Raw genomic sequence first — 23,879 nt, forward strand, 5'->3', positions numbered from 1 at the left:
TTAGGGCACCCGGCGGACGGTGAGCGGGCCTTCGTGCAGGTCGCGGCTGATGGCCTCGGCGCACGAACGCGCGCGAAGGACGGGGCTCTGGGTTCCCCAGGTATGCAAGAACCCGTCGACCAGGTCGGCCAGCGCAGCCTCGGAACTCCACCGCGGCGACCATCCGAGAACATTACGCGCGCGGTCGGTGTCCAGCAGCGGCAACGAAAACGCCATGTCCAGCCAGCCACGATCGAGGGGTTGCAACCTGGCCCGCCACGACGCCGCCACCAGCAGCCCCAGTAGCGGCGAGGGCACGTGAATCGGGCGTGCCCGCAACGCCTTTGCGATGTCATCGCGGCCGACCGGCGGTTCGGCGGCCAGGTTGAAGGGCCCGAGTGCGCGGCGCTCGATCGCCTTGACGCACGCGTCGGCGACGTCGTCGGCGTGCACGATGGACACGCTCAGCGAGCGGTCCAGCGGTAGCAGCGGCAACCAGCGCACCCAACGCGGGCCCACGTAGGCGGGCAGGGTGTAGCGCCGCAGGCCCAACGCGGCGTCGCGCTGCAGGATGAAACCGGGCCTCATCCGGGTGATTCCGACCCCGTCGGGGTTGTGCCCCTCGTAGCCGTCGAGCATGCGCTCCACCGCGGATTTCGCCCTGCTGTACGCGGAGGATGGTATGCCCGCGGTCGAGAAGGTCTCGTCGACCTTCTGCCCGTATCGCCCGGCGGCGTAGGTCCCCACCGACGACATGTGCAGCAGGTGCGGCACTTTCGCGTTGTGTGCCGCGCTCAATACCGCCGCGCTGCCGTTGACCCCGACCGCGTCCAAATAACGCCTGTTGCGGGTGGGCTGGAAACCCCACGCCAGATGGACCACGCACGCGGCCCCGCGAAAGACCTTGAGCAGCTCGAGCTCCACGCCCGGGTCGGCCAGGTCCAGCTCGTGCCAGTGGGCGTACCGGTACAGGTCGTCCGAAGGCGGTCGCCTCCGGCTGATTCCGACGATCTCATAGTCCGAGTCGTCGGCGGTGAGCCGGCGCAGTAAGGCGGTGCCGACGTTGCCGCTCGCCCCGGTGATCACGATGCGCTTGGGCACCGGCTACCCCCTTTCCTATGCCCGGCTACTCATCGGCATCCCTGCCGTCACGGCTCTGCCGATACGCGCGGGCGCGCAGGTCGGCGAGCCACCGCGGGTGCAGGCTCAGGCCCGGCGCGGTGTTGACGACGGGATCGAACGACACGTCGCGATGCTGTTCGTCGTCGACGACCGCGATCAGCGTCACGTGGCCCACCGGGGTGAAATGCCCTCTGCCGCAGGCTTGGTCGAGCGCGATCTCGATATTGCCGCGTTCGAGACGGTTGCGGACGTTGGCCAGCGACAAGCCGAGGCCGTCGATGTCGCTCGGGGTGCGGGCCCGCAGCCACCAATTGTGGTTCTGGTAGTGCAACGGCATCAGGGTGGTCAGTGTCTGTCCGTTCCACGACGCGGTCGGCCGCAGCGCCACCGCCCGGGACAGCACCCCCGACCCGGCGGACACGAGCAAGATGTCCCACGGCTTTCCCGCCGGCTCCGGGGGCGTCAACCGGAAAGCCAGGCCGACGAAGTCGGGCAGCGCGCCGGGTGTGCCGCTGGCCTTGGATACCCGGGCAACGATCTCCGACGAGGGGATCGGCAAGCCCTGACCCGCCGGGGCGATGCGTTCGATGAAGCCCCTCGCCAGCACCCCGCTGGGATGAAAGATCCGTTTGCCCCGGATCGCGGAGCCCCACTGGAAGGGCAGCGCCACAAGATCGAAAACGTTCACCGGCGGCGGATTCCCGTTCTGTGTCGGGGGAAACACGCCGCGCGGCGTCCCTGGGTGACGACGGGACGGCTACGGCGCCGCCACAGCGCGAGCGGCGGTGCGCCAGTTGATCATGCGCAGAGCGGGCAGCTGTTGTTGCCCGCTGTAGGAGTGGCTGTCGATGTAGACCTGCGCCATGACCGCCTGCCACGACTCGAACTGGGGTGAGGCCCTCCACATGCCCTCGTAGAGCCCCACGATGACGGCCTTGTTGTCGTCGGTCAGCGCGTAGACCGGGCCGCCGAAGTCGCGACCGTCCACGACCATGTCGGGGATGGCGAAACGGCCGTTGGTGACGGTGCCGACCGGCCCGCAGCGCTGCCCGGTCGAGCGGCGCAGCTGACACACGGGCAGGCCCGGCTGTGCGCGCAGCCCGGGCGTCGACCGCAATTGCCGGCCCGTGGGCAACACGTCCGAGGCCGTGACATTGCCTGCAAGAGCGATGACTTCGTATTCGACCGGCAGCATCGACGTGTCCGCAGCCGAGTCCGTGTCGACCTGCCGACGGCCGAGGACCACATCGCCGATCGGCTTGCGGTCACGGTCGGTCACCATCGGCTGCCCACCGTCGCATTGCCCGCTGGTCAGGGCGACCCGCAGCCGCGGCTCGACCATTCCGAGCATGCATACCGTGTTGCCCTGACGAATCTCCATTCCCGGAAACACCGTGATCCCCGGGTCGGCGCCGGCCCATCCCGGTGCGCCGATCAGCATCATGATGGCAGCGGGCGCAAGCGCTAACCGGCACCAGCGGCGGCCGAGCTTTTCCATTGGGCCGCACCACCCCTCGCGTCCGTCCGTCAAGGGATTCGTCGCGTTTGTTACGTGGCCGCCGTATACCCCGCGATTACGGCGCCAAACACGCATTCACCACCGGGTACATCGGCGCCGTTGCGCACCGTCCAGAAAACGAAACTTTGCTACCGCGCGACGGCGGCGACGCTAGGCTGCTGTCAGGTTGAGTTCACAGCTGCGTCTTTAGCGGGAGCGGTGTGCAAACACTGGTCACTCCCTTCTCACCACAATCGATAGGCGCTTCAATGGCTGCTCTTCACTCCGCGGATTCGGCGGACCAACAACATCCCACACGCGGCCGCCACATGGCCCAATTCGCCAGGGCACACGTGTTCGTCTATGCGCGCTGCCTCGCCACGGTGGTGCGCGTCGACGGCGAGATCGATGCCGCGAATGCGAGAGACCTCACCGAAGCCATCCGCGGCTTCGCCCGGCTCAAGACTCCGGTGGTCCTCGATTTGAGCCGACTGCGCTTCCTCAGCGTCGAGGGCTTTCGGGCGCTGCTGTTCGTCAACGACGAGCTCCGCAAAGCCCGCGTGCACTGCAGCGTGGTCACCGGCACGGCGATCCGGCCACTGCTGCGGATCGTGCACGACAACGGGTTGGCGACCACCGACTCGGTACCGGAGGCATTTCAAACCATCGAAGACATCCTTGCGGCGCGGCGGCGTTTCGTGTGCGAGTTGGCCCGGCCGCGACAGCCGCGTAGCCGGGTCCCCCGCAGCGCCGCGTCGTGACCCCAATGGGGGTTAAAACACCGTACGGGTTGGCGTTTCGGCTCCGTGCTCGGTTTCGGGCCCAGCGTGACTCGGCAAACACGGATCACCTTCATCAAGTGAATGTTTAAGTTATTGAACAACGTGGTATCTCCCACCGGGCGGCGCGGGGCGGGGCCTGGCGGCTCGCGCCGTGGTTTGCCCGCCTCGTCGGCGGGTATGACCGCGTGTGCCGGGCCAGCGCAGGCCCGGCCATTCCCAGCCGTCCGGGAGGGAGCGCTTGGGCACCATGGGAGCTTTGTCGTTTTCGCCCGCGGGCGCATCACCGCCCGTGACGGGCTCCTGGGGCGGTGACGACTTCGGCGAGTGGCGGTCGGAGGTCCGGCGGAGGGTTTTGGTCGAGGTCGCCGAGTTCGTCGCGCAGCGACGCGCCGCCGACCTGGACGGGGCGGGCATCGAAGCGGTCGGCGACATCCTGGCCGACTTCGTCTCCGGCGGTAAATGCCTGCGGTCGACGTTTGTGTACCTGGGGTGGCTGTGCGGCGCGCCGGCCGACCCCGCGGCGTTGCGGGCCGCGGCGAGCTTTGAGTTGGTGCACGCCTTCGCGCTGCTGCAAGACGACGTCATGGACGGCTCCGACGTGCGGCGCGGCCGCCCGTCGGCGCACCGGCAATTCGGGCGGTGGCACCGGGAACGCGGATTGCCCGGCCCCTCACGGCGATTCGGCGAGTCCGCGGCCATCCTGCTCGGAGACCTGTGCCTGATCTGGGCCGAACAAATGCTGCGGGACAGCGGAATCGATCCCCGGCGGCTGCAATTGGCGTGGCCGCGCTACGACGCGATGCGCACCGAGCTTGCCGTGGGACAATTCGCCGACCTGATCAACGACGCGCGGCAGGCGCCCGGGCTGGAATTCGTTCTCGATGTGGCACGGCGCAAATCGGGCAACTACACCGTGCGCCGACCCCTGGAGATCGGGGCGGCCATGGCCGGCTGCGGCGCTCACACGCTGTGCCAACTGGGCCGCTACGGCCGCGCCGTCGGCGAGGCGTTTCAGCTCCGCGACGACGTGCTCGGCGTCTTCGGTTCACCCGCGGTAACGGGTAAACCTGGCGCGATAGACCTGCTCGAGCGCAAGGCAACCAGCGTCGTGGTGGCCGCCCACCAGCTGGCCGATCCCTCGACCCGCCGTGAACTCACCGAGCTGGCGAATCGTGAAGCCCTCGGGCGTGACGCGATCGACAGGTGGAAGGCGCTGATCATCGGGACCGGGGCCGTGGGGCTGATCGAAGAGATGATCGGCGACCGCGTCGCGTCCGCGCGCGCCCACCTCGGGGACCTGCCGATCGAGGAGCCCGTTCGCATCGCGCTGGCCGAAATGGCGGCGGCTTGTACGGATCGCGCCGTATGACCGGTACCGAGTCGGGAGCGCGTTGACCATGCGGACCATCGAAGGACGCACCGATCACGTCGTGGTGGTCGGCGCCGGCCTGGCCGGCCTGTCCGCGGCGCTGCACCTGGCCGGGCGGGGGCGCGCGGTCACCCTGGTGGAACGTGAGCCGTGGCCGGGCGGGCGGGCCGGGCGCCTCGACATCGACGGGTACCGGATCGACACCGGGCCAACGGTGCTCACGATGCCGGACATCATCGACGAGACCTTCGCGGCCGTCGGCGAGACAACGTCCGACCGGCTGGAGCTGTCGCCGGTTGATCCCGCTTACCGCGCCGTGTTCGCCGACGGCAGCGCGCTCGAAGTGCACAGTGACGCAGACCGGATGGCCGACGCGATCGCCGGCTTCGCCGGTTCCGGGCAGGCGGCGGGCTACCGGCGGCTGCGCACCTGGCTGACCAGGTTGTACCGCACCGAATTCGACGGGTTCATCGGTGCCAATTTCGATTCCCCGCTCTCGCTGCTCACGCCGCGGCTGGCGCAGCTGACGGCGATCGGCGGCTTCCGCAGGTGGGATCGCATGGTCAAGCGGCACATCAGCGATGAGCGGCTGCAGCGGATCTTCACCTTCCAGTCGCTGTACGCCGGGGTGGCGCCGCGCGATGCCCTGGCGGTCTACGCGGTCATCGCCTACATGGACACCATCGCGGGCGTGGTGTTCCCGCGGGGCGGCGTGCGCGCGCTGCCCGACGCGCTGGCCGCGGCGGCCACCGACGCCGGCGTCGAATTCCGTTACGGCGCAACCGTTACCGCCCTCGAACAATCCGGCGGCCGGGTCAGGGCCGTACTTACCGAACAGGCCGGGCGCATCTCGTGCGACGCGGTCGTGCTGACCACCGAACTACCCCAGACCTACGCGCTGCTGGGCCGCACACCCCGCCGCGCCGTGCGGTTGCGGGCCTCCCCGTCGGCGGTGGTGGCGCACCTGGGTTGCCCCGCGGTCGCTCGCGACACGGCCCACCACACCATCCTGTTCGGCGAGGCATGGGATCAGACGTTCACCGACATCATCCGCGACGGCCGGCTGATGACCGATCCGTCGTTGCTGGTGACCCGCCCGACGGCCGGCGACCCGGCGCTGGCTCCCGAGGGCCGCGATCTGCTCTACGTCCTGGCCCCCGCGCCGAACCTGGAGCGCGGCACCATCGATTGGTCGCGGGCCGGCGCCGCCTACGCCGAGGGCCTCGTCGCACACGTCGCGGACCGGTTGCTCCCCGGATTGCGGGAGGACGCAACGGTTCTCGACGTCGTCACACCCGCCGACTGGGCCCGTCAGGGCATGGCGGCCGGCAGCCCCTTCGCGCTGGCCCACACGTTCGGTCAGACCGGGCCGTTCCGGCCGGCCAACATGGTGCGCGGCATCGACAACGCGGTGCTCGCCGGTTCCTCCACGGTGCCCGGCGTCGGCGTGCCGACCACCCTGATTTCCGGGCGGCTCGCCGCGGACCGCATCACCGGAGCCGCCACGAGGGCCATCGCCGTCCTCGACACGAAGGCCGGTTTGCCATGATGCGCAGCGAATTGGCCGCGGCCGGAATCGACGATCCTCGGCTGCGCGAGGGATACCGCCGGTGCCGGGAACTCAATGCCGCCCATGGCCGCACCTTCTTCCTGGCGACCCGGCTGCTCGCGCCCGACCAACGGCCGCCCGTGCACGCGCTGTACGGCTTCGCCCGCTACGCCGACGACATCCTCGACGATCTCGATCCGGGGCTGGACCCTTGCAGTCGTGGCAGGCGGCTGCAGCAACTGTCCGAGCGCTTCTTCTCCGACGGCGCCCACCTCGACGATCCGTTGGTGGCGGCGGTGACTCACACCGCACGGCGCTACCGGATCAGCGCCGGGCTCTTCGAGGACTTCCTGAACTCGATGCGGATGGATCTCACGGTCACCGACTATCCCGACCGCGCAGCGCTCAACCTCTACATGCGGGGCTCCGCGGAAGCCATTGGGCTGCAGGTACTCCCGATCCTGGGAACCGTGACGCCGATGGAGGAGGCCGCGCCGTATGCCGCGGCGCTGGGCCGGGCCTTCCAGCTCACCAACTTCCTGCGCGATGTCGACGAAGATCTGGTGCGCGGCCGGGTCTACCTGCCGACCGACGAACTCGCGGCCGACGGCGTGGATCGGGAGCTGTTGACGTGGTGTCATGCGCATCGCTGCACCGACCCCCGGGTGCGCCGCGCCCTGGCCGCGCAGCACGAAATCGCGCGTCAGACTTACCGATTCGCCGCGGCGGGGATCGCCACGCTGGCGCGTCGCTCACGGCCGTGCGTGGCAACCGCGGCCGCCCTGTACGCCGAGATCCTGGACTGCATCGAAAGAAGCGAGTTCGCGGTGTTCGACCACCGGGCCACCGTGGGCCGGGCTCGACGGCTTCGGGTCGCCGGTGCGGGACTGATACGGTCGTGGCGGGCGCGAAATGGCGAGCGGGACGATCTCAACTCGGGGGCCGCATGAGCGATCGGTGGCAATACCTTGTGGTCCTGGCCGCATGCCTGCTGATCACGGCGCCGCTGGAGGCGTTGGGCCCCGGCGTCTACCGACAGTGGCGACGCTTCCTCAAGGCGGTGCTGCCGGTCGCCGCGGTGTTCCTGATCTGGGATGAGATCGCCGTCGCCGCGCGCGTGTGGACCTACGACGCCGCGTACCTCAGCGGCCTGAGCATCCCGTTTCGGGTGCCGATCGAAGAGGTGCTGTTCTTTCTCGTCATTCCGGCATGCGCGCTGCTGACCTACAACGCCGTGGGCGCCATCCTGGCAAGGGTGCACCGGCGGTGAGCGGTCTCGGCTACACCCTGCCCGCGGTGCTGGCGGTATTGGCCGTCTGCGCACTGGAATTGGCGGTGCTGCGCACCGGGCTGTTTCGCCGGCCGGCCTACTGGCTGTCGATGGTGATCGTCCTGGGATTCCAGATCCCGGTCGACGGATGGCTGACGAAGCTCAGCTCGCCCATCGTCAGCTACGACGATCGGCAGCTGAGCGGGCTGCGCTTCCCGTTCGACATTCCGGTCGAAGACTTTCTGTTCGGCTTCGCGTTGGTCACCGCGGTGCTGCTGCTGTGGGAACGGCAACATGCGCGTCGGTGATGCGGGGCCCGCCCCCGCCGACCTGGCAGCCGCGTTCGACGCGGGTGCCGCGGCCTACGACCGGCTGGTCGGCGCCAGCCCGGGCTACCACGCGCAACTGCTGCTGTCGGCGCGCCGGATGCGGATTCCGGCCCGCGGCAAGGGCTTACGGTTGCTCGACGCCGGCTGCGGGACGGGCGCCTCGACGGCCGCACTGCTCGCCGTCGCGCCGCACGCCGACATCGTCGCCGTGGACGCGTCGCGCGGAATGCTCGACGCGGCGCGCGCGAAGGACTGGCCCGCCACGGTGCGCTTCGTCCACACCCCCGTCGAACAATTGGCGGAGCACGGGATCACCGGGCCCTTCGACGCCATCCTGGCCGCGTACCTGATCCGCAACGTCGCCGACCGCGACGACCAACTGCGCAAGTTCCGCACGCTGTTGCGCCCCGGCGGCACCCTGGCCGTGCACGAGTATTCGGTTCGCGACTCCTGGGCCGCCACCCGCATCTGGCACGCGGTCTGCTGGGGCATCATCATCCCGTCCGGGTGGTGGCGCACCCGCGACACCGCGCTCTATCGCTACCTGTGGCGCAGCGTGCTCGCGTTCGACGGCGCCGCGCGGTTCCGGATCCGCCTCGCCGACGCCGGCTTCACCGCCGTGCACAGCGAGACGATGCCCGGCTGGGAAGCCAACATCGTGCACACCTTCCTGGCGGACGCGCCGTCATGACCGCGCACGCCGCCGACCGTCGCCGCCGAACATTGCCCGCACCAACGGGATTGCCGGACGCCGGCGCGCTGCCGTCGCGGCCCCGGGTCGCCGTCGTCGGCGGCGGGATCGCCGGACTGGCCGCCGCCACCGGACTCGCCGAGCGCGGCGTCGCGGTCGAGGTCATCGAACGCGAACCCTACCTCGGCGGTCGGGTCGGCGGCTGGACCGAGCGCGACGGCGGCGTCGACCTCGCGATGAACCGCGGCTTCCACGCGTTCTTCCGGCAGTACTACAACCTGCGCGCCCTGCTGACCCGGATCGACCCGCGATTGCGGATGCTGACTCCCGTCGAGGATTACCCGCTCATCGACGGCGCGGGGCGGCGCGACAGCTTCCGCGGGCTGCCGCGCACCCCGCCGTGGAACGCCGTCGCCTTCGCCGCGCGCAGCCCGACCTTTCGCCTTCGCGACTTCACCCGCATCGATGCCCGCGCCGCCGCGCCGCTGGCCGGCGTGTCGGTGCCGGGCACCTACGAGCGCCTCGACCACATCGACGCCGCGGCGTTGCTCGAAAACATCCGATTCCCCGAGGCCGCACGGCATCTGGCGTTCGAGGTGTTCTCCCGCAGCTTCTTCGCCGACCCCGCCAAGCTGTCCGCGGCCGAGTTGGCGACCATGTTCCACATCTACTTCCTGGGATCGGCCGAGGGCCTGATCTTCGACGTCCCGTGCGCGAACTACGACGGCGCGCTGTGGCAGCCGTTGTGCGGCTACCTCGAGGGGCGCGGGGCGCGGTTTCGGCTCGGCACCGCCGCCCTGGGCATCGAGGGGGATCCGGCGGGGCGCTTTCGCGTGCACACCGATTCCGACGAGCCGCTCGACGTCGACGCGGTGGTGCTGGCCACCGACGTCGCGGGCCTGCAGCGGATCGTGGCGGGATCGAGTGGCCTTGGCACCGATGACTGGCGGGCCCGGATCTCGCGGCTGCGCACCGCGCCGCCGTTCGCGGTGCATCGGTTCTGGCTCGATCGCCCCGTCTCGGCGCGGCGCCCGGCGTTTCTGGGCACGGCCGGGCACAAGCCGCTGGACAACATCAGCGTGCTGGAACGCTACGAACGCGAGGCCCGCGCGTGGGCGTGCGCGCATCGGGGTTCGGTGGTCGAATTGCATTCCTACGCATTGGATTCGGCGCCATCGCGCGCCGCCGCGCTGCGCCGGCTGCACGCGGTGTACCCGGAAACGGCGGCGGCACAGATCGTTCACGAGAGGCTGCTGCACCGCAGCGACTGCCCGCTCTTCGCGCCGGGCACCTATACGGACCGCCCCGCGGTGATCACCCCCACACCGGGCCTGGTGTTGGCCGGCGACGCCATCCGGATCGACCTGCCGGTGGCGCTGATGGAGCGCGCCGCCACCACCGGGTGGTGCGCCGCGAACCAACTGCTGAAACGCTGGGGACTGGCCGGGCACCCGTTGTCCACGGTGCCCACCCGGGGCCGTTCAGCACTGCTGCGATGGCTTGCCACCCGCGAGGGAGCCGCCCGGCGATGAAGATCCGCGACCAGCTGCAAAGCCTGCGGACGTGGCCCAAAGATTGGCCCCTGCAGGTGATCCCGCGTGTGTCGTGGGCCGATCAGCGCCCGACCTATCGCGACGCACAACCCGCCATCATCGACGCCGCGCTGCGCCGCTCACAAAATCGCCCCACCGGCAACTGGTACGCGTTCGCCGCCAGCCGGCAGGTGGTCGGCGGGCGGCCGTTCGGCGCGCTCGTCGCCGGCGTCGAGGTCGTCGCCTGGCGCGACGAGCAGCACCGCCTGTGCGTGGGACCGCGCAGTTGCCCGCACCTGGGGGCCGACCTCGCCACCGGCACGGTGCACCGCGGCACGCTGGTGTGCCGGTGGCACGGGCTGACCCTGGACGGGCGCGCCCGCGAATTCGGTTGGAGCCCATTGCCCGGTCACGACGACGGCATCCTGGTCTGGGTGCGGCTCGATGCGGTGGGACGGGAGGCGCCACTGGAGCTGCCGGTGATTCCGGACCGGCCGACCGGCGACACCCTGGCCGCCGTCGCGCGCATGGAGGGCGTCTGCGAGCCGATCGACGTCATCGCCAACCGGCTCGATCCGTGGCATGGCGCCTGGTTTCACCCGTACTCGTTCACCCGCCTCGAGGTGCTCACCACACCGACCGAACACGCCGACCGCTTCTTGGTGGCCGTGACGTTCCGGATGGGACGCCTGGGGGTGCCCGTCGTCGCGGAGTTCAGCTGCCCGGAGGCCCGCACGATCGTGATGCGCATTGTGGACGGGGAGGGGGCGGGCAGCGTCGTCGAAACCCATGCCACCCCAATCGGTTTGGGCCCCGATGGCCGCCCCCGCACTGCCGTCCTGGAAGCCACCATCGCGCACTCGGGGCGGCCCGGGTTCAAGCGGGCATCTCGGGTGGCGCCGCTGATCACGCCGCTCATGCGCTTCGCGTCGAGCAGGCTCTGGCGCGACGACCTCGCCTACGCCGAGCGTCGTTACCAGGTACGCGCCGCACGCGGATGACCCACAGCGGTGCGCATGCAAGAATCGTCGGATCAGTTCCGCACCCGAGTCCGCCTCGGCCGTCACGAGGCACTACGCAGTCGCGGTCGCAGTGACCGTCGGCGCGCACCTTGCGTACCTGCTCTACGTGCCCAGCGGCGGCTTTCTCGCATTGCGCTGGCCGCGCACCATGGCGCTGCACGTGCCGGCGGTGGGTTGGGGTATCGCCGTCGTCACGCTCAGGCTCCCCTGCCCGTTGACCATCCTGGAATCGTGGGCCCGCCGCAGCGCGGGGATGAATCCGCTGCCGACCGCGGGCTTCATCGAGCGTTATGTCGCAGGTCATTTCGTGCCGACCGGGCGCATTGGTGCCGCACAGGCGTTGGCGTTCAGCGCGGCCGGCGTCTCATGGTGCGTCCTGGCGCGGCGGATCCTTCATCCCCGGAGGCGGCCCGTCGGCGTGAACGGCTGAGCGCCGCCACAGCAGCCATACGGTGCCCAGCACCAGCGCCGCGAACACGATCGCGGCCGGCCACAGGGCCAGTTCGGCAAGCCACACACGCCGTTGCAGGCGCAGCACTTTGCGCTGGGCGCCCCGCAGGCGTTGCGACGTCTCGTGCACGGTCATCGGCCATCACATACCCGAGGAGCACCTGTTCAAACCGCAGGACGCCGCGGTCTGTAGCCACAAGCATTTGACTATTGAATACATGAAACGTCTCCGCGATTCGGCGCCCTGCTCAGCGGGAATGCCATAGCGGAATACGGGGAAGGAACACCATGAGCTTCGACAACACCGGCGAGGGCGCCACGCAGGCGGTGGGAAAAGTCACCGAGGCGCTGGAAACCATCGAGCGCGCCCGGGGACACCTGTACTCCTTCCACCAACTCACCGGCCATGCCGACCTCCAACTCGACGAGGCGGTGTCGCGGTTGCACGAACTCGGGCACGCCGGTCTGGCCCAACACATCAGCCGCGAGCTGATCGGGCGCAACGTCCTCCCGGGGCGCTGGAGCTTTCAGGTGGTCGAAGACTACGACGACGGCTACTACCGCTGCTTCAAGGAGATCGAACAGCTGGTGCGAATGCGACTCGCCGGCGGACAGCGCCACCGCTACGAGATGGCGATGAAAGAGGAGCGGCGCACCGCGGGTCACCCCGCCCACACCGCGTCGCCCAACGACGAATCGACGAATGGTGAAAACCTATGAGCAACAGAGAATTCGACAAGGGCGACGCGGTCGAGTGGCAAAGCCACGGCACGACGGTCCGCGGTACCGTCGAGGGCGAGATCACCTCGGATACCGAGGCCGCCGGGCGCACGGTGCGCGCCTCCGCGGACCAGCCGCAGTACAAGGTGCGCAGCGACAAGACGGGCGCGGATGCGGTGCACAAGCCGGACGCGCTGCGCCGCGCGGACTGATTCGTGTCGAGGGTCATCCGATGACAGAGGACAAGGACACCACCTGGGCCCGCTTCCACGACGCGGTGAACATGACCGCCGGTGAGCTGGAAAAGTGGCTCGCCACAGAAGAGTCGAACGCCGTGGGACAAAAGCAGGGCGAGAGCGAGTCGACCGGTCATGCCAGCGGGCGCCGCATCGTCGAGATACTCACGGCGAAGCGACAAGACCTCACCGAGGCCGACTACGCGCACATGCGCAAGGTTGTCGGGTACGCCAAGCGCCATCTGGCGCAACGTCCACAGGGCAACATCGACGAGAGCCCCTGGCGCTACTCGTTGATGAACTGGGGTCACGACCCCGCGAAGTCGTGACACCGCCTCGACCCACCGGCTAAGCCACGGTGATCCGGTAGGGGTGCCGTAGGCTGATGGCCACCGACCGGACCGGGGGCCGCGCGCAGCGGTCCCGAAACGCTGGTCGGCCTATCTTGCAAGAGGATGCGGGTAAGTGACCAAGCGCGGCGCCGCTGACCGGCGAATGGACCGAGCCGAACTCGAGAAGTTGATGTCGGCGGACATGCGCGCGATCACGGCGCAGTCCGACCGCATCGGCCGGCACTTCGCGCGGCAAAACGAGGTCAGCGGCACCGACTTCCACGCCCTGCTGCACATCATGGTCGCCGAGACTGCCGGAACGCCTTTGACGGCGGCGCAATTGCGGAGGCGCATGGACGTATCGCCCGCCGCCATCACCTATCTCGTGGACCGCATGATCGACGCAGGGCACCTCCGGCGCGAACCGGACCCGCAGGACCGCCGCAAGACGCTGCTGCGCTACGAGAAACCTGGAATGGCGCTGGCGCGCTCATTTTTCACGCCGTTGGGCGCCGAACTGCATACCGCCCTCGCCGAGCTTCCCGACCGCGACTTGGCGGCCGCTCATCGGGTTTTCACGGCGATGATCGAGGCGATGTCCGCCTTCGAATCCACGCTCACCGCACCGGCTCCCAAACGGCCCGCCACCCCCGAGGGGAAGCGCACCCCGGCGAAAGGCCGCGGCGGCGCCGTGCGCTGAGACGCACCGGGCCGGTTAGTGCACCGGGCGCTCGACGGTGCATCCCAACAGCCGCTGCTCGATGAGATCCGCTCCGCGGGCCACACCTCCGGTGGCCGCGAACCCGGCGGCCACCCGTCGCGCACCGTCCGCCATCGTCATTGCCTGACGCACCTTCGCTCTCAGCCGCGCCGGTGTGAGTTTTTTCGCCCTCAGCCGGGTGCCGCAGTGAGCGACCTCCACCCGCCGGGCGACTTCGGCCTGATCGCGGGCGAAGGGAACGACGCAGACCGGTACACCCCGGTCGAGAGCCTTCAGTGTGGTCCCCATTCCGCCATGCGTGATCGCGCAGGCGGCCTTCTCCAGGACGGCGGTGTGCGGCACGAAACGGCATACCGTCGCGTTGTCGGGGCGCGGCAAATCGGTGGGTATGCCCGCCGGAAACGTCGCCACGACGTGCACGTCCTCATCGGCCAGCGCGTGCAAGGCGATTCGCCCCAGCGGTTCGTCGGCCTGCCGCAACGACGACGTGTTCACCAGCACGACGGGCCGGTCGAGGTCATCGATCCAACCCGCTGTCACGGTTTCGGTCGGCTCGAATACGCACGCGCCGATGTGGTGCAACACATCGGGCCATCCCGGATGCCGATACTCGAAAGGCTCGCCTCCGACGGCCAGCAGCAGCGGCGCGCGGCGCATGAAGCCGTCCACCGACGTTACCGGTGGCACCGCCAGCTGCACGCGAATTGCGTTGACGCGCGGCAGCATTGGCCGGTCGAACAGGTACCTCACGATCGGGCGTACCGTGGCGTCCCGCAGGTCACCGACGACGCCCGGCAGGGGCCGCAGCCCGGGACCGAACGGCGGCACGCCCCGGGAGCGCAGGTACGGGGTGAACGGCGAAAACAGCGACCACGGAATCTCCCCGGCGTCTGCGGCCGACAAGGCGCCCCAACAATTCGCGTCCACGATGACCGCATCCGGCCGAACCTCGGCCACGGCCCGACGCAGGTCGTCGACCTCGAACACCGCTCGCCGGCACAGCACGTCGACCGACGAGGTCAAGACCTCCAAGGCGTTTCGCGCCCGCCAGTCCTTCCCGGCAATCGCCTCGATTCGCGGATCGACGGGCGCGGCGTGCACGCCAACCGAGCGCATCGTCGAGACGCCGCCCGCCATGGTGCGCACATGAACGTCGTGACCCCGCCGGGCGAGTTCGGCCAGCAGGGCGCCGACCGGCAGCAGATGTCCGAGTGCCGGCGAGCCGTACGCGAGGATGACAGCCACGTCGCGCGAAGCTACGTAACGCGGACGAGGTCGACGTCGCGCAGCGCCGCGAGGTTTGCCGCACCGCAGCCGTGCAGGCAAACCCGAAGCTCATCGATGAACGGCTGCAGCCAATCCACCACCGCCGCAGTGGATTCGATCGCGGCCGGCAGCAGCGGCCGGGCCACCGCCACGACGTCGGCCCCCAGGGCGATCGCCTTGGCCGCGTCCATCCCGGTTCGAATGCCACCGGACGCCACCAGCGGGATCTCCGGCAGCGCCTCGCGCACCTCCACGACCGCACGCGCGGTGGGGATTCCCCAGTCGGCCAACTCCGGATGGCGCAGTTCGCCGTAACGCACGAACTGTTCGACCCGCGACCACGACGTGCCGCCGGCGCCCGCCACGTCGATTCCGGCAACCGGAAGCGTGCCGTCGGCCCCAAGGAGTTCGACCACCGCGGCGCCGCCGATCCCGTGGCCGACCTCCTTGAGCAACACGGGGTAGCCGAGGGCGTCGGCCGCTTCGCGCAGCCGGTCCACCGAGCCGGAGAAGTCGGTGTCGCCGTTGTGTTGCATCGCTTCCTGCAACGGATTGGTATGCACGGCAAGCGCGTCGGCGCCCACCCGATCGAGGGCCTTGGCCAGGTCCGGCACGGCCGCCTTCGCCAGCTGGGATAGCCCAATGTTGCCGAACAGCAACGCATCTGGGGCGACGTCGCGAACCGTGAAGCTGTCCGCGGCGCGCTCCCCCAGCGCGCTGTCGAGCATGATGCGCTGCGAGCCGAGCATCATGCCGACGCCGAGCTGTTGGGCGGCGGCCGCCAGATTGCGGTTGATCGTCCCGGACAACTCTGCGCCCCCGGTCATCGCGCCGATGAGGATCGGAGAGCGCAGGTTGGCACCGAAAAACGTGGTGGACAGGTCGATGTCGCCCAGGCTGGTCTGCGTGAGCGCGTTGTAGGGCAGGTGATACCGGTCCAGGCCGGTGCTGACCCCGGCATAACCGACCGGCTCGCTCAGGCACACGTCGATGTGCCGCCGCTTGCGATTCTTCATCGCGCCACGGTCAGCGGTCATCGCCGGCAAGCCTCGCGTCCATCAATGTCTCCGCATCGCGTCCATAATGTTCATAGTGCCCCCTTTCGCGCAGCGCCATGCCGACTTCGTGGCGCTGCGTCGTTTCAGTTGATTAATGTTTAACTAACTGAAAGGGTTGTGTTCGTGGTATGGGAGCCCTTGGCCACCGCTGTGACGGGTCGACGTTCGTGGCTGCTCGCGCTGGTCGCGGCCCTGCTGGGGGTCGGTTTCATGGTTCTCATCGGCGAGAACGCGGCGGCGGGCCAGTCACCGAAATCGCTGCCCGACGACTCCGCGTCGGCCGAGGTGGACGCGCTGTCGCGGCAGTTCACCGGCGGCGACCGCGCCCCGGTGATTGTCGTGGTCAGCCGGACCGACGGCGCGGTGCTCAGCCCCTCGGACGTTTCGGCCGCACGCGCGGCCCGCGATCGGGCCCAGGCCGCCGCGCCGCCCGGCGGGGATGGCGCGGCGCCCGCGCTGCCGTCGACCGACGGGAAGGCCGTCCTGGGCATCGTGCCGATCAGCGGCGGCCTGTCGGGGCTTGACCTCGACCGCACGGTCACGGCGCTGCGCACGGCCGCGGCGAGCGGCCTGCCCACGGATCTGCAGGTGCACGTCACGGGCGGGCCGGCGTTCGGCGCCGACATCGCCAGCGCCTTCACCAACGCCAACATCACCTTGCTCGCCGTGACGACGTCGGTGGTGGCGCTGCTGCTGATCGCCACGTACCGGTCCCCGGTGCTGTGGCTGGTCCCCTTGCTCGTCGTCGGATTCGCCGACCGGGTCGCCGCCGCGGTCGGTACGGCGGTGGCGTCGCTGACCGGGCTGAGCTTCGACGGCGCCACCTCGGGCATCACCAGCGTGCTGGTGTTCGGGGCGGGCACCAATTACGCGCTGTTGTTGATCTCCCGGTATCGCCAAGAGCTACGGCGCCATTCCGGGCACCGCGTCGCGCTGCGGCACGCCGTGCGCCGGGCGGGGCCGGCCATCGTTGCCAGCAATGCCACCGTGGTGCTGGCGCTGCTCACGCTGCTGTTCGCGGCCACTCCGAGCACACGCAGTCTGGGCGCGCTGGCGGCGTGCGGCCTCGTGGTCGCCGCGGTGTCGGTGCTGGTCATCCTGCCGCCGATGCTGGCCGTGTGCGGCCGCCGATTGTTCTGGCCGTTCATCCCGCACGCCGACGACGCCGAGGACCGGGATTCCGGTGCCTGGCGGCGCATCGCGGAATCGGTCGCCCGTCGTCCCGCGCTGGTTGCGGTGGTCGCGATCGCGGTGCTGGCCGCCCTGGGCACGGGCTTGTGGGGGACCCGGATCGGGCTGTCGCAGACCGAGCAGTTCCGCGTGCGCGCGGATTCGGTGTCCGGTTACGCCGTGGTGGCCGAACACTTCCCGGCCGGCCTGGCCAACCCGACACTGGTTGTCGCGCCCACCGCCCACGCGTCGCCCGTGCGGCAGGCGATCGGGGCCACGCCCGGCGTCGTCTCGGTGACCGAGTCCGGCCGCGCGGAAACGGGGCTGACGAAGTGGTCGGTGGTGATCGACGCACCGCCGTCGTCCGACCGGGCGTTCGGCATCGTTGCCGCACTGCGGGATTCGACCCGGGCCGCCGACCCCGGCGCGCTGGTGGGCGGCGCCGACGCGCAGGCCCTCGACGTCCGGGACGCGGCCGCGCATGACCGCGTGCTGCTGATCCCGGCGATCCTGGCCGTCATCCTGGTCGTCCTGTATGCGTTGCTGCGATCCGCCCTCGCGCCGCCGACCCTGCTGGCCGCGACGATTCTGGGTGCCCTGGCCGCGTTGGGCATGGGCGGCTGGGCGAGCATCCATATCTTCGGTTTTCCGGCACTGGACAACACCACCCCGCTGTTCGCCTTCCTGTTCTTGGCCGCCCTCGGCGTGGACTACACCATCTTTCTGGTCACCCGCGCCCGCGAAGAGGCCGCACGGCACGGCGCGCGCGACGGGATGGTGCGCGCGGTGTCGGCGACCGGAGGCGTAATCACCAGCGCGGGAATCGTTTTGGCCGCCGTGTTCTGCGTGCTCGGGGTGCTGCCGTTGATCGTCCTGACGCAGTTGGGGATCATCGTCGGCCTGGGCATCCTGCTCGACACCTTCGTGGTGCGCACCCTGGTCATCCCGGCGTTGTTCGCCCTCATCGGCGACCGAATCTGGTGGCCCACCAGCCCCGCCAATGCCGAACCCGTTGAACAACAAGCGGATCGGGCCCAACGCGAACGGAGCACGCCGTGAACAAATCGATCTTAGGTGCGACGGCCCTGGGCGTCGCCGCGGCCGCCGGCGCCGGCAGCGTCGCCAGCGCCAACGCCGCCTCGCCGTGGTACGCGCGGCTTCGCAAGCCCGCGTACCAGCCGCCGCGCGCCGCCTTCCCCGTCGCGTGGACCACGCTCTACGCGGACATCGCGGTCACGTCGGCGGTGGCCATCGACCGGTTTCGCGCCACCGGGCGCCATGACCAGGCGCGCAGCTACGCCGCTGCCCTGGTGGTCAATCTGCTCCTCAACGCCGGGTGGAGTTGGCTCTTCTTTCGGTACCACAAGCTCGGTGCGGCCGCGGTCGGTGCCGCGGCGCTGACGGCCAGCAGCGCCGACCTGGTGAGGCGCACCGCGCAAGCCGGCCCGCGGGGCGGGCCGGCGCTACTGCCCTACCCCATGTGGTGCGGCTTCGCGACCGTCCTGTCCACCCACATCTGGCGGCTCAACCGTTAAGGGGCCGAATCATGCCCGCCCTGTTGTGGTTTCGCCGCGATCTGCGGCTGCGTGACCATCCGGCGCTGCTCGCCGCGGCCGAGGCCCACGAGGTGCTCGCCTGCTTTGTGCTCGATCCGCGGCTGGAAAGCTCGTCGGGACAGCGCCGGCTGCAGTTCCTGGGTGACTCGCTGCGGCGGCTGCGCGCGGACCTCGACGGGCGGCTGCTCGTCACCCGCGGGCGGCCCGACACCCAGATTCCCCACATCGCCAAGGAGATCGGCGCGACGTCGGTGCACATCTCCGAGGACTTCGCGCCGTTCGGCACGCGCCGCGACGAACGGGTGCGCGCCGCACTGGGCGCGGTCCCGCTGGTGGCGACCGGCTCGCCGTACCTCGTCTCGCCCGGACGCGTCACCAAGCCGGACGGCTCCCCGTACCAGGTGTTCACACCGTTTCTGCGGCAGTGGCACAAAGTCGGCTGGCGGGCCCCGGCCACATCGGGCGCCGCCTCCGCGCGCTGGCTCGATCCGGCGCGCCTGCAAGTCGAGCACTGCGAAATCCCCGACCCCGGTGTCTCGCTCGATGTCGCCGCCGGCGAGGCCGCGGCGCGCGCCCAGTGGAAGTCCTTCCTCGACAACGGATTGAGAAGCTACGCCGACGACCGCAACAGGCCCGACCTGCGCGGCACCAGCCGGATGTCGGCGCACCTGAAATTCGGCACCGTCCACCCCCGCACCCTGGCCGCCGACCTGGACCTGCGCGGCGGCGGGGCGCAGGCGTACCTGCGGGAGTTGGCTTTCCGCGATTTCTACGCCGACGTGCTGCACCACTGGCCCGCGAGCGCGTGGCGCAACTGGAACAAAGATTTCGACGGCATCCCGACCGACTCCGGCGCCGAGGCCGAGCGCCGCTTCGCGGCGTGGAAGGCCGGTGAGACCGGTTTTCCCTTCGTCGACGCCGGGATGCGGCAGCTGCGCGAAACCGGGTTCATGCACAACCGGGTGCGGATGAGCGTCGCGTCGTTTCTGGTCAAGGACCTTCATCTGCCGTGGCAGTGGGGCGCCGAATGGTTTCTGGACCAGCTCGTGGACGGGGACATGGCGAACAACCAGCACGGCTGGCAGTGGTGTGCGGGCTGCGGCACCGATGCCGCGCCCTACTTCCGGGTGTTCAACCCGACGACACAGGGCGAAAAGTTCGACCCCACAGGCGATTACATCCGCCGCTGGGTGCCCGAGCTGCGCTCGGCCGATGACGTGCACCTGCGCAGGGGCCGGCGGCCGGACAACTATCCGCAGCCCATCGTCGACCACGCCGCCGAACGGGCCGAAGCGCTGCGGCGCTATCAGAGCATCTGATCTCGGCGCTCGTTTGCCCAATCGTGCACCCGTAGCCGATGGGCATGCCATGATCGGCCGATTCACGGGTCAAGCCATTCGGGAGGCGACAATGACCGTCATCCGCGCGCTGCCGGTTTCGTGCGCTGCCGCCGGCCTCATCACCGCCGTCGCGGGCTGTTCCTGCTCGATCGGTTCGTCGCACGCGGTGAGCAGGAGCGAGGTCGCCGGCCAGATCTCCGCGAAGATGACCGACGCCGCGGGCAACAAGCCCGAGTCGGTGAACTGCCCGAACGACCTGCCCGCAACCCTCGGCGCGCAGGTGACCTGCGAAATGAAGGTCAAGAACCGGCCGTTCGGCGTCAACGTCACGGTCACCAGCGTCGAGGGCGGCGACGTCAAGTTCGACATGGTGGAGATGGTCGGCAAGGAGCAGGTCGCCGCCGCGATCAGCACCCAGCTCGGCCAGCGGGTGGGCAGAAAGCCGGACTCGGTGACCTGCCCCGACAATCTGAGAGGCGTTGCGGGCGCGACACTTCGGTGTCAGCTCACCGACCACGGCCAGAAATACGGTGTGCTGGTGACCGTCACGAACGTCGCCGCGGGCGACGTCAACTTCCATTTCAAGGTCGACGACCGGCCGCAACCGGACAGCTAGCGGGAGGCCTTTTTCCGTTCGATGTCGGCCAGGGCGGCGGCGAGTTCGGCACGCTGCGCGGCCGAGCTCTCCCAGGCGAGCTGGCGGTTCTTGACCACCTTGGCCGGCGCGCCCACCGCGATCGAGTAGTCCGGAATCACCCCGCGCACCACCGCATGCGATCCCAGCACGCAACCGCGCCCGACCGACGTGCCCCGCAGCACCGACACCTTGACCCCCACCCAGGTGTCCGGGCCGATCCGCACCGGGGACTTGACGATGCCCTGGTCCTTGATGGGCATGTCGATGTTGTCCATGCGGTGGTCGAAATCGCAGACGTAGCACCAGTCGGCCATCAGGACCGAATCGCCGAGCTCGATGTCGAGGTAGGCGTTGATGACGTTGTCGCGGCCCAGCACCACCTTGTCGCCGAACCGCAGCGAACCCTCGTGCGCGCGGATGGTGTTCTTGTCACCGATGTGGACCCAGCGCCCGATCTCGAGCTGCGCGAGCTCGGGCGTGGCATGGATTTCCACACCCTTGCCGAGAAAGACCATGCCGCGGGTGATGATGTGCGGGTTGGCCAGCTTGAACTTCAGTAACCGCCAGTAGCGCACCAGGTACCACGGGGTGTATGCGCGGTTGCGCAGCACCCACTTCAGCGAGGCCAGCGTGAGGAACCTGGCCTGGCGCGGGTCGCGCAGGTTCGATCCACGCCAGCGGCGATGGACCGGGGCGCCCCACATGCTCGTCATGGCCGGAAAGCCTAGTCGAGAGCCCAAGCGATACCCTCACGTGTACTCGACCGCCGCACCTGCGCACGCCCTGGGGAAGGACTTGGAAACCGACGTGCTTGCCCGACACCTCGTCAGTGGGCTTCGGCGTTGCTCATCCGCGCTGCTGGCGGCGGCGCTCGTGGCCGGGGTCGGCGGCTGCGGCACCACCGACTCGTGGGTGGACGCATCGGCCGCACAAGGCTGGCCGGCGCAATACGCCGACGCCGCCAACAGCAGCTACACCCCCACCGGCGGGGCCACCAAGCTGTCGTTGCAGTGGACCCGGTCGGTCAAGGGGAGCCTGGCCGCCGGACCGGCGCTGAGCGCGCGGGGCTATCTGGCACTGAACGCCCAGACCTCCGCGGGTTGTTCGCTGATGGAGTGGGAGAACAACCACAACGGACGCCAGCGCTGGTGTGTGCGGTTGTTCCAGGGCGGCGGCTTCGGCGGGCCGCTGCTCGACGGCTTCGACAACCTCTACGTCGGCCAGCCCGGCGCCTTCCTGTCGTTCCCGGTGACGCAGTGGACGCGCTGGCGCCAGCCGGTCATCGGCATGCCCACGACGCCGCGGTTCCTCGGTAGCGGCGAGTTACTCGTCGCCACGCACCTGGGGCAGGTGCTGGTTTTCGACTCACATCGCGGCCAGGTGGTGAGCAGCCCGCTCGATCTGGTGGACGGCATCGATCCCACCGATGCGACGCGCGGGCTCGCCGACTGCGCGCCGGCGCGCCAGGGCTGCCCGGTGGCGGCGGCCCCCGCCTTCTCGGCCGCCAACGGGATGGCGGTGCTCGGCGTCTGGCAGCCGGGGGCACCGGCCGCTGTGCTGGTGGGCCTGAAGTACCACCCCGGGCAGACGCCGCTGCTGACCAAGGAGTGGACCAGCGACGCCGTGGGCGCCGGCGCCATCGCCAGCCCGGTGCTCTCGGCCGACGGGTCGACCGTCTACGTCAACGGCCGCGACGAACGCCTGTGGGCGCTGCGCACAGCGGACGCGAAGGTGAAGTGGTCGGCGCCGCTGGGATTTCTGGCGCAGACTCCCCCGGCGATCACCCCGCAGGGGCTGATCGTGTCCGGTGGCGGGCCCGACACGCGGCTCGTCGCGTTCAAGGACGCCGGCGATCACGCCGACCAGGTGTGGCGCCGCGACGACGCCGTCCCCCTGTCGTCGTCGAGCCTCGCAGGCGCCGGGGTCGGCTACACGGTGGTCGGCGGACCGCCCGCCAACGGCGCCCCCGGGATGTCGGTGCTGGTCTTCGATCCCGGTGACGGCCACACGCTGAACAGTTATCCGCTGCCGGCGGCCACCGGGTATCCGCTCGGGGTTGCGGTCGGCACCGACCGGCGGGTGGTGGCCGCCACCAGCGACGGCCAGGTCTACGGTTTCGCGCCGGCCTGACCGGGACATACTCCTTAAGTGCCGATCGACGACCCCACAGCGCAGGACGCCGCGACCACCACGGCGGAGGGCCGGCGCGCAAGCACCGCCGACATCGTGGCGACGCTCGTCCTGCTGGTCATCCATGGCGGCCTCTACGGGGCGACCTTTGTGGCCCTGGGCCTGCTGGTGATGAGCACCGACCCGTGCAGCTATCAGAAGTGCGGCGATCCCGCCTGGATCGACCGGGCCATGAACCTGGGCACCTGGGGCGGGGCCGCCCTCTTGGTCGCCGACGTCGTGGTCGCCGTGTACCTGCTGGTGCGCGGGAGGAGGGCCTTCTTCGTCCCGATCATCGGTTGCCTCGCCCAGGTGGCGCTGGCGGCGCTGGCCGTGGCGATGGAATTGCGGGCCGGGCCGGTCTGAGCCGTGGTCAGATTGCCAGCGGCGGGATCGCGTTGCGCGGCACCTGGGCCTGGGCGGGCCCCCCGAACGCCGGCAGCATCTCGCCCGGGGCGAAGTAGAAGATCAGCTGATCGTCGGTGATGGCGAAATTCTGATAGTGCGACGGATCATGGCCCGTCGACGGCAAAATCGCGGCGCCCAAAGGGGTTTGACGTTCCAGGTCGCGCTGCACGATCGGGAAGATGGCGTCCAGCGGCGTCGTCCCCGGCGGGAACAGGGTGTCGAAGGTGATGGGCTGCTTCGTCCCGAGGTTGTAGTTGAACGCCTTGTACCAGATCGACGACCGCGTTCCCCCGACGTCCTGGAAGAACTTGAGCACCACGCTGCGGGTGTTGTGCGGCGGCTGACCGGCGCTGTGCTGGTCGGTGGTGGCCTCCAGCTGGTACGGCTGGTCGCGCCCCCCGGAACTCTGCGCGACGTTGACGAAGCCGTCCCGGTTTTGGGTGATGTAGTCGGTCAGCGCCTGTTGATCCGGGTAGTCGGTGGGAAACGTCATGGTGAGCATGTAGTTGGGGCCGGTGGCGTGCACGCGGCACATCTGGCCGGCCTCGACGCTGCCGCCGAGGCTCGCGCACGACGGCGGCTCGGCGGCGGCCGGCCAGCCCAACAACACCGCCGTTGCGAGCAGCGCAGTGGCTATCAGATAACGCATCGTGGAATTGTCCTCGCAAACTAG

The 23,879-nt window shown here is 69.7% G+C and carries 28 protein-coding genes; 20 read left to right on the plus strand and 8 right to left on the minus strand.

The genetic code is table 11. From position 1 onward, the window contains the following. The 3 genes from W7S_RS18470 to W7S_RS18480 form a co-directional block, all read right to left on the minus strand. The gene (locus tag W7S_RS18470; RefSeq protein WP_014712117.1) at positions 1-1,080 is read right to left on the minus strand and encodes an NAD-dependent epimerase/dehydratase family protein; all 1,080 of its coding nucleotides are present in this window, start codon (positions 1,078-1,080) and stop codon (positions 1-3) included. Positions 1,081-1,105: 25 nt separating this feature from the next. Next, on the minus strand, positions 1,106-1,789 hold the full coding sequence (locus tag W7S_RS18475; protein WP_014712118.1) for a hypothetical protein: 684 nt from the start codon (positions 1,787-1,789) through the stop codon (positions 1,106-1,108). Positions 1,790-1,858: 69 nt separating this feature from the next. After that, entirely contained in the window at positions 1,859-2,599 is a 741-nt protein-coding gene (locus W7S_RS18480) for a hypothetical protein (RefSeq protein WP_014712119.1), read from the minus strand. A gap of 329 nt (positions 2,600-2,928) precedes the next feature. Between W7S_RS18480 and W7S_RS18485 the strand changes: the two genes are divergently transcribed. The 10 genes from W7S_RS18485 (at position 2,929) to W7S_RS26400 (ending at position 11,573) form a co-directional block, all read left to right on the plus strand. Further along, positions 2,929-3,360, plus strand: a complete 432-nt coding sequence (locus W7S_RS18485; RefSeq protein ID WP_014712120.1) for an STAS domain-containing protein — start codon at positions 2,929-2,931, stop codon at positions 3,358-3,360. A 268-nt stretch (positions 3,361-3,628) separates the two neighbouring features. After that, on the plus strand, positions 3,629-4,750 hold the full coding sequence (locus W7S_RS18490; RefSeq protein ID WP_176476851.1) for a polyprenyl synthetase family protein: 1,122 nt from the start codon (positions 3,629-3,631) through the stop codon (positions 4,748-4,750). Positions 4,751-4,778: 28 nt separating this feature from the next. Further along, a complete protein-coding gene (gene crtI, locus W7S_RS18495) occupies positions 4,779-6,299 on the plus strand; it encodes a phytoene desaturase family protein (protein ID WP_041297965.1) in 1,521 nt (506 codons plus the stop codon). After that, the gene (locus W7S_RS18500) at positions 6,296-7,249 is read left to right on the plus strand and encodes a phytoene/squalene synthase family protein (protein ID WP_014712123.1); all 954 of its coding nucleotides are present in this window, start codon (positions 6,296-6,298) and stop codon (positions 7,247-7,249) included. The genes crtI and W7S_RS18500 overlap by 4 nt, the downstream gene beginning before the upstream one ends. Next, positions 7,246-7,569 (plus strand): lycopene cyclase domain-containing protein, encoded by a 324-nt coding sequence (locus W7S_RS18505; protein WP_014712124.1) that lies wholly within the window; start codon positions 7,246-7,248, stop codon positions 7,567-7,569. The genes W7S_RS18500 and W7S_RS18505 overlap by 4 nt, the downstream gene beginning before the upstream one ends. Continuing rightward, the gene (locus tag W7S_RS18510; RefSeq protein WP_008259111.1) at positions 7,566-7,877 is read left to right on the plus strand and encodes a lycopene cyclase domain-containing protein; all 312 of its coding nucleotides are present in this window, start codon (positions 7,566-7,568) and stop codon (positions 7,875-7,877) included. Before W7S_RS18505 ends, W7S_RS18510 begins: the two co-directional genes overlap by 4 nt. Beyond that, positions 7,864-8,589 (plus strand): class I SAM-dependent methyltransferase, encoded by a 726-nt coding sequence (locus W7S_RS18515; protein WP_014712125.1) that lies wholly within the window; start codon positions 7,864-7,866, stop codon positions 8,587-8,589. The genes W7S_RS18510 and W7S_RS18515 overlap by 14 nt, the downstream gene beginning before the upstream one ends. Continuing rightward, a complete protein-coding gene (locus tag W7S_RS18520; RefSeq protein WP_014712126.1) occupies positions 8,586-10,121 on the plus strand; it encodes an FAD-dependent oxidoreductase in 1,536 nt (511 codons plus the stop codon). The genes W7S_RS18515 and W7S_RS18520 overlap by 4 nt, the downstream gene beginning before the upstream one ends. After that, on the plus strand, positions 10,118-11,122 hold the full coding sequence (locus W7S_RS18525) for a DUF5914 domain-containing protein (RefSeq protein ID WP_008259114.1): 1,005 nt from the start codon (positions 10,118-10,120) through the stop codon (positions 11,120-11,122). Before W7S_RS18520 ends, W7S_RS18525 begins: the two co-directional genes overlap by 4 nt. Positions 11,123-11,249: 127 nt before the next feature. Continuing rightward, complete coding sequence (locus W7S_RS26400) at positions 11,250-11,573, plus strand: DUF2784 domain-containing protein (protein ID WP_369751753.1); 324 nt, start codon at positions 11,250-11,252, stop codon at positions 11,571-11,573. On the opposite strand, the gene W7S_RS18535 is transcribed toward W7S_RS26400, so the two are convergent. Continuing rightward, a complete protein-coding gene (locus tag W7S_RS18535) occupies positions 11,508-11,729 on the minus strand; it encodes a hypothetical protein (protein ID WP_008259116.1) in 222 nt (73 codons plus the stop codon). The genes W7S_RS26400 and W7S_RS18535 overlap by 66 nt on opposite strands. 152 nt (positions 11,730-11,881) lie before the next feature. Here W7S_RS18535 and W7S_RS18540 point away from each other — a divergent pair, with 152 nt between their 5' ends. From W7S_RS18540 to W7S_RS18555, 4 genes are all read left to right on the plus strand, one after another. After that, positions 11,882-12,313 carry a hypothetical protein gene (locus W7S_RS18540; protein WP_008259117.1) on the plus strand — a complete coding sequence of 144 codons (432 nt, stop codon included), beginning with the start codon at positions 11,882-11,884 and terminating at the stop codon, positions 12,311-12,313. Next, positions 12,310-12,525 (plus strand): DUF2945 domain-containing protein, encoded by a 216-nt coding sequence (locus W7S_RS18545; protein ID WP_008259118.1) that lies wholly within the window; start codon positions 12,310-12,312, stop codon positions 12,523-12,525. The genes W7S_RS18540 and W7S_RS18545 overlap by 4 nt, the downstream gene beginning before the upstream one ends. A 20-nt stretch (positions 12,526-12,545) precedes the next feature. After that, the gene (locus W7S_RS18550; protein ID WP_008259119.1) at positions 12,546-12,878 is read left to right on the plus strand and encodes a DUF3140 domain-containing protein; all 333 of its coding nucleotides are present in this window, start codon (positions 12,546-12,548) and stop codon (positions 12,876-12,878) included. 136 nt (positions 12,879-13,014) lie between these two features. Then, positions 13,015-13,581, plus strand: a complete 567-nt coding sequence (locus W7S_RS18555; RefSeq protein ID WP_008259120.1) for a MarR family winged helix-turn-helix transcriptional regulator — start codon at positions 13,015-13,017, stop codon at positions 13,579-13,581. Between the two features lie 15 nt (positions 13,582-13,596). Here the strand turns inward: W7S_RS18555 and W7S_RS18560 are convergent, their stop codons facing one another. Both W7S_RS18560 and fni read right to left on the minus strand, forming a co-directional pair. Then, the gene (locus W7S_RS18560) at positions 13,597-14,847 is read right to left on the minus strand and encodes a glycosyltransferase (protein WP_008259121.1); all 1,251 of its coding nucleotides are present in this window, start codon (positions 14,845-14,847) and stop codon (positions 13,597-13,599) included. An 11-nt stretch (positions 14,848-14,858) separates the two neighbouring features. Beyond that, complete coding sequence (gene fni, locus W7S_RS18565) at positions 14,859-15,905, minus strand: type 2 isopentenyl-diphosphate Delta-isomerase (protein WP_014712127.1); 1,047 nt, start codon at positions 15,903-15,905, stop codon at positions 14,859-14,861. A gap of 144 nt (positions 15,906-16,049) precedes the next feature. Between fni and W7S_RS18570 the strand changes: the two genes are divergently transcribed. The 4 genes from W7S_RS18570 to W7S_RS18585 all read left to right on the plus strand — a co-directional run bounded on the left by W7S_RS18570 (position 16,050) and on the right by W7S_RS18585 (position 20,608). Beyond that, on the plus strand, positions 16,050-18,155 hold the full coding sequence (locus W7S_RS18570; protein WP_369751693.1) for an MMPL family transporter: 2,106 nt from the start codon (positions 16,050-16,052) through the stop codon (positions 18,153-18,155). Continuing rightward, complete coding sequence (locus tag W7S_RS18575; protein WP_008259124.1) at positions 18,152-18,631, plus strand: TspO/MBR family protein; 480 nt, start codon at positions 18,152-18,154, stop codon at positions 18,629-18,631. The genes W7S_RS18570 and W7S_RS18575 overlap by 4 nt, the downstream gene beginning before the upstream one ends. A gap of 11 nt (positions 18,632-18,642) precedes the next feature. Beyond that, on the plus strand, positions 18,643-19,971 hold the full coding sequence (locus W7S_RS18580; protein WP_008259125.1) for a deoxyribodipyrimidine photo-lyase: 1,329 nt from the start codon (positions 18,643-18,645) through the stop codon (positions 19,969-19,971). Between the two features lie 91 nt (positions 19,972-20,062). After that, positions 20,063-20,608 (plus strand): DUF4333 domain-containing protein, encoded by a 546-nt coding sequence (locus W7S_RS18585; protein ID WP_036429584.1) that lies wholly within the window; start codon positions 20,063-20,065, stop codon positions 20,606-20,608. On the opposite strand, the gene W7S_RS18590 is transcribed toward W7S_RS18585, so the two are convergent. Continuing rightward, on the minus strand, positions 20,605-21,342 hold the full coding sequence (locus W7S_RS18590) for an acyltransferase (RefSeq protein WP_008259129.1): 738 nt from the start codon (positions 21,340-21,342) through the stop codon (positions 20,605-20,607). The two genes, W7S_RS18585 and W7S_RS18590, sit on opposite strands and share 4 nt — an antisense overlap. A gap of 82 nt (positions 21,343-21,424) precedes the next feature. Here W7S_RS18590 and W7S_RS18595 point away from each other — a divergent pair, with 82 nt between their 5' ends. Continuing rightward, on the plus strand, positions 21,425-22,759 hold the full coding sequence (locus W7S_RS18595; protein WP_008259132.1) for a PQQ-binding-like beta-propeller repeat protein: 1,335 nt from the start codon (positions 21,425-21,427) through the stop codon (positions 22,757-22,759). A gap of 18 nt (positions 22,760-22,777) precedes the next feature. Then, positions 22,778-23,164, plus strand: coding sequence for a DUF6264 family protein (locus W7S_RS18600; RefSeq protein WP_008259134.1), 387 nt, complete (start codon positions 22,778-22,780; stop codon positions 23,162-23,164). A gap of 7 nt (positions 23,165-23,171) precedes the next feature. Here W7S_RS18600 and W7S_RS18605 read toward each other — a convergent pair whose 3' ends face one another. Then, complete coding sequence (locus W7S_RS18605; RefSeq protein WP_008259136.1) at positions 23,172-23,855, minus strand: esterase; 684 nt, start codon at positions 23,853-23,855, stop codon at positions 23,172-23,174. Positions 23,856-23,879 lie beyond the last annotated feature (24 nt).

Origin of the sequence: Mycobacterium sp. MOTT36Y, assembly GCF_000262165.1 — a bacterium.
In the GTDB taxonomy this organism is placed as follows: Bacteria; Actinomycetota; Actinomycetes; order Mycobacteriales; family Mycobacteriaceae; genus Mycobacterium; species Mycobacterium intracellulare.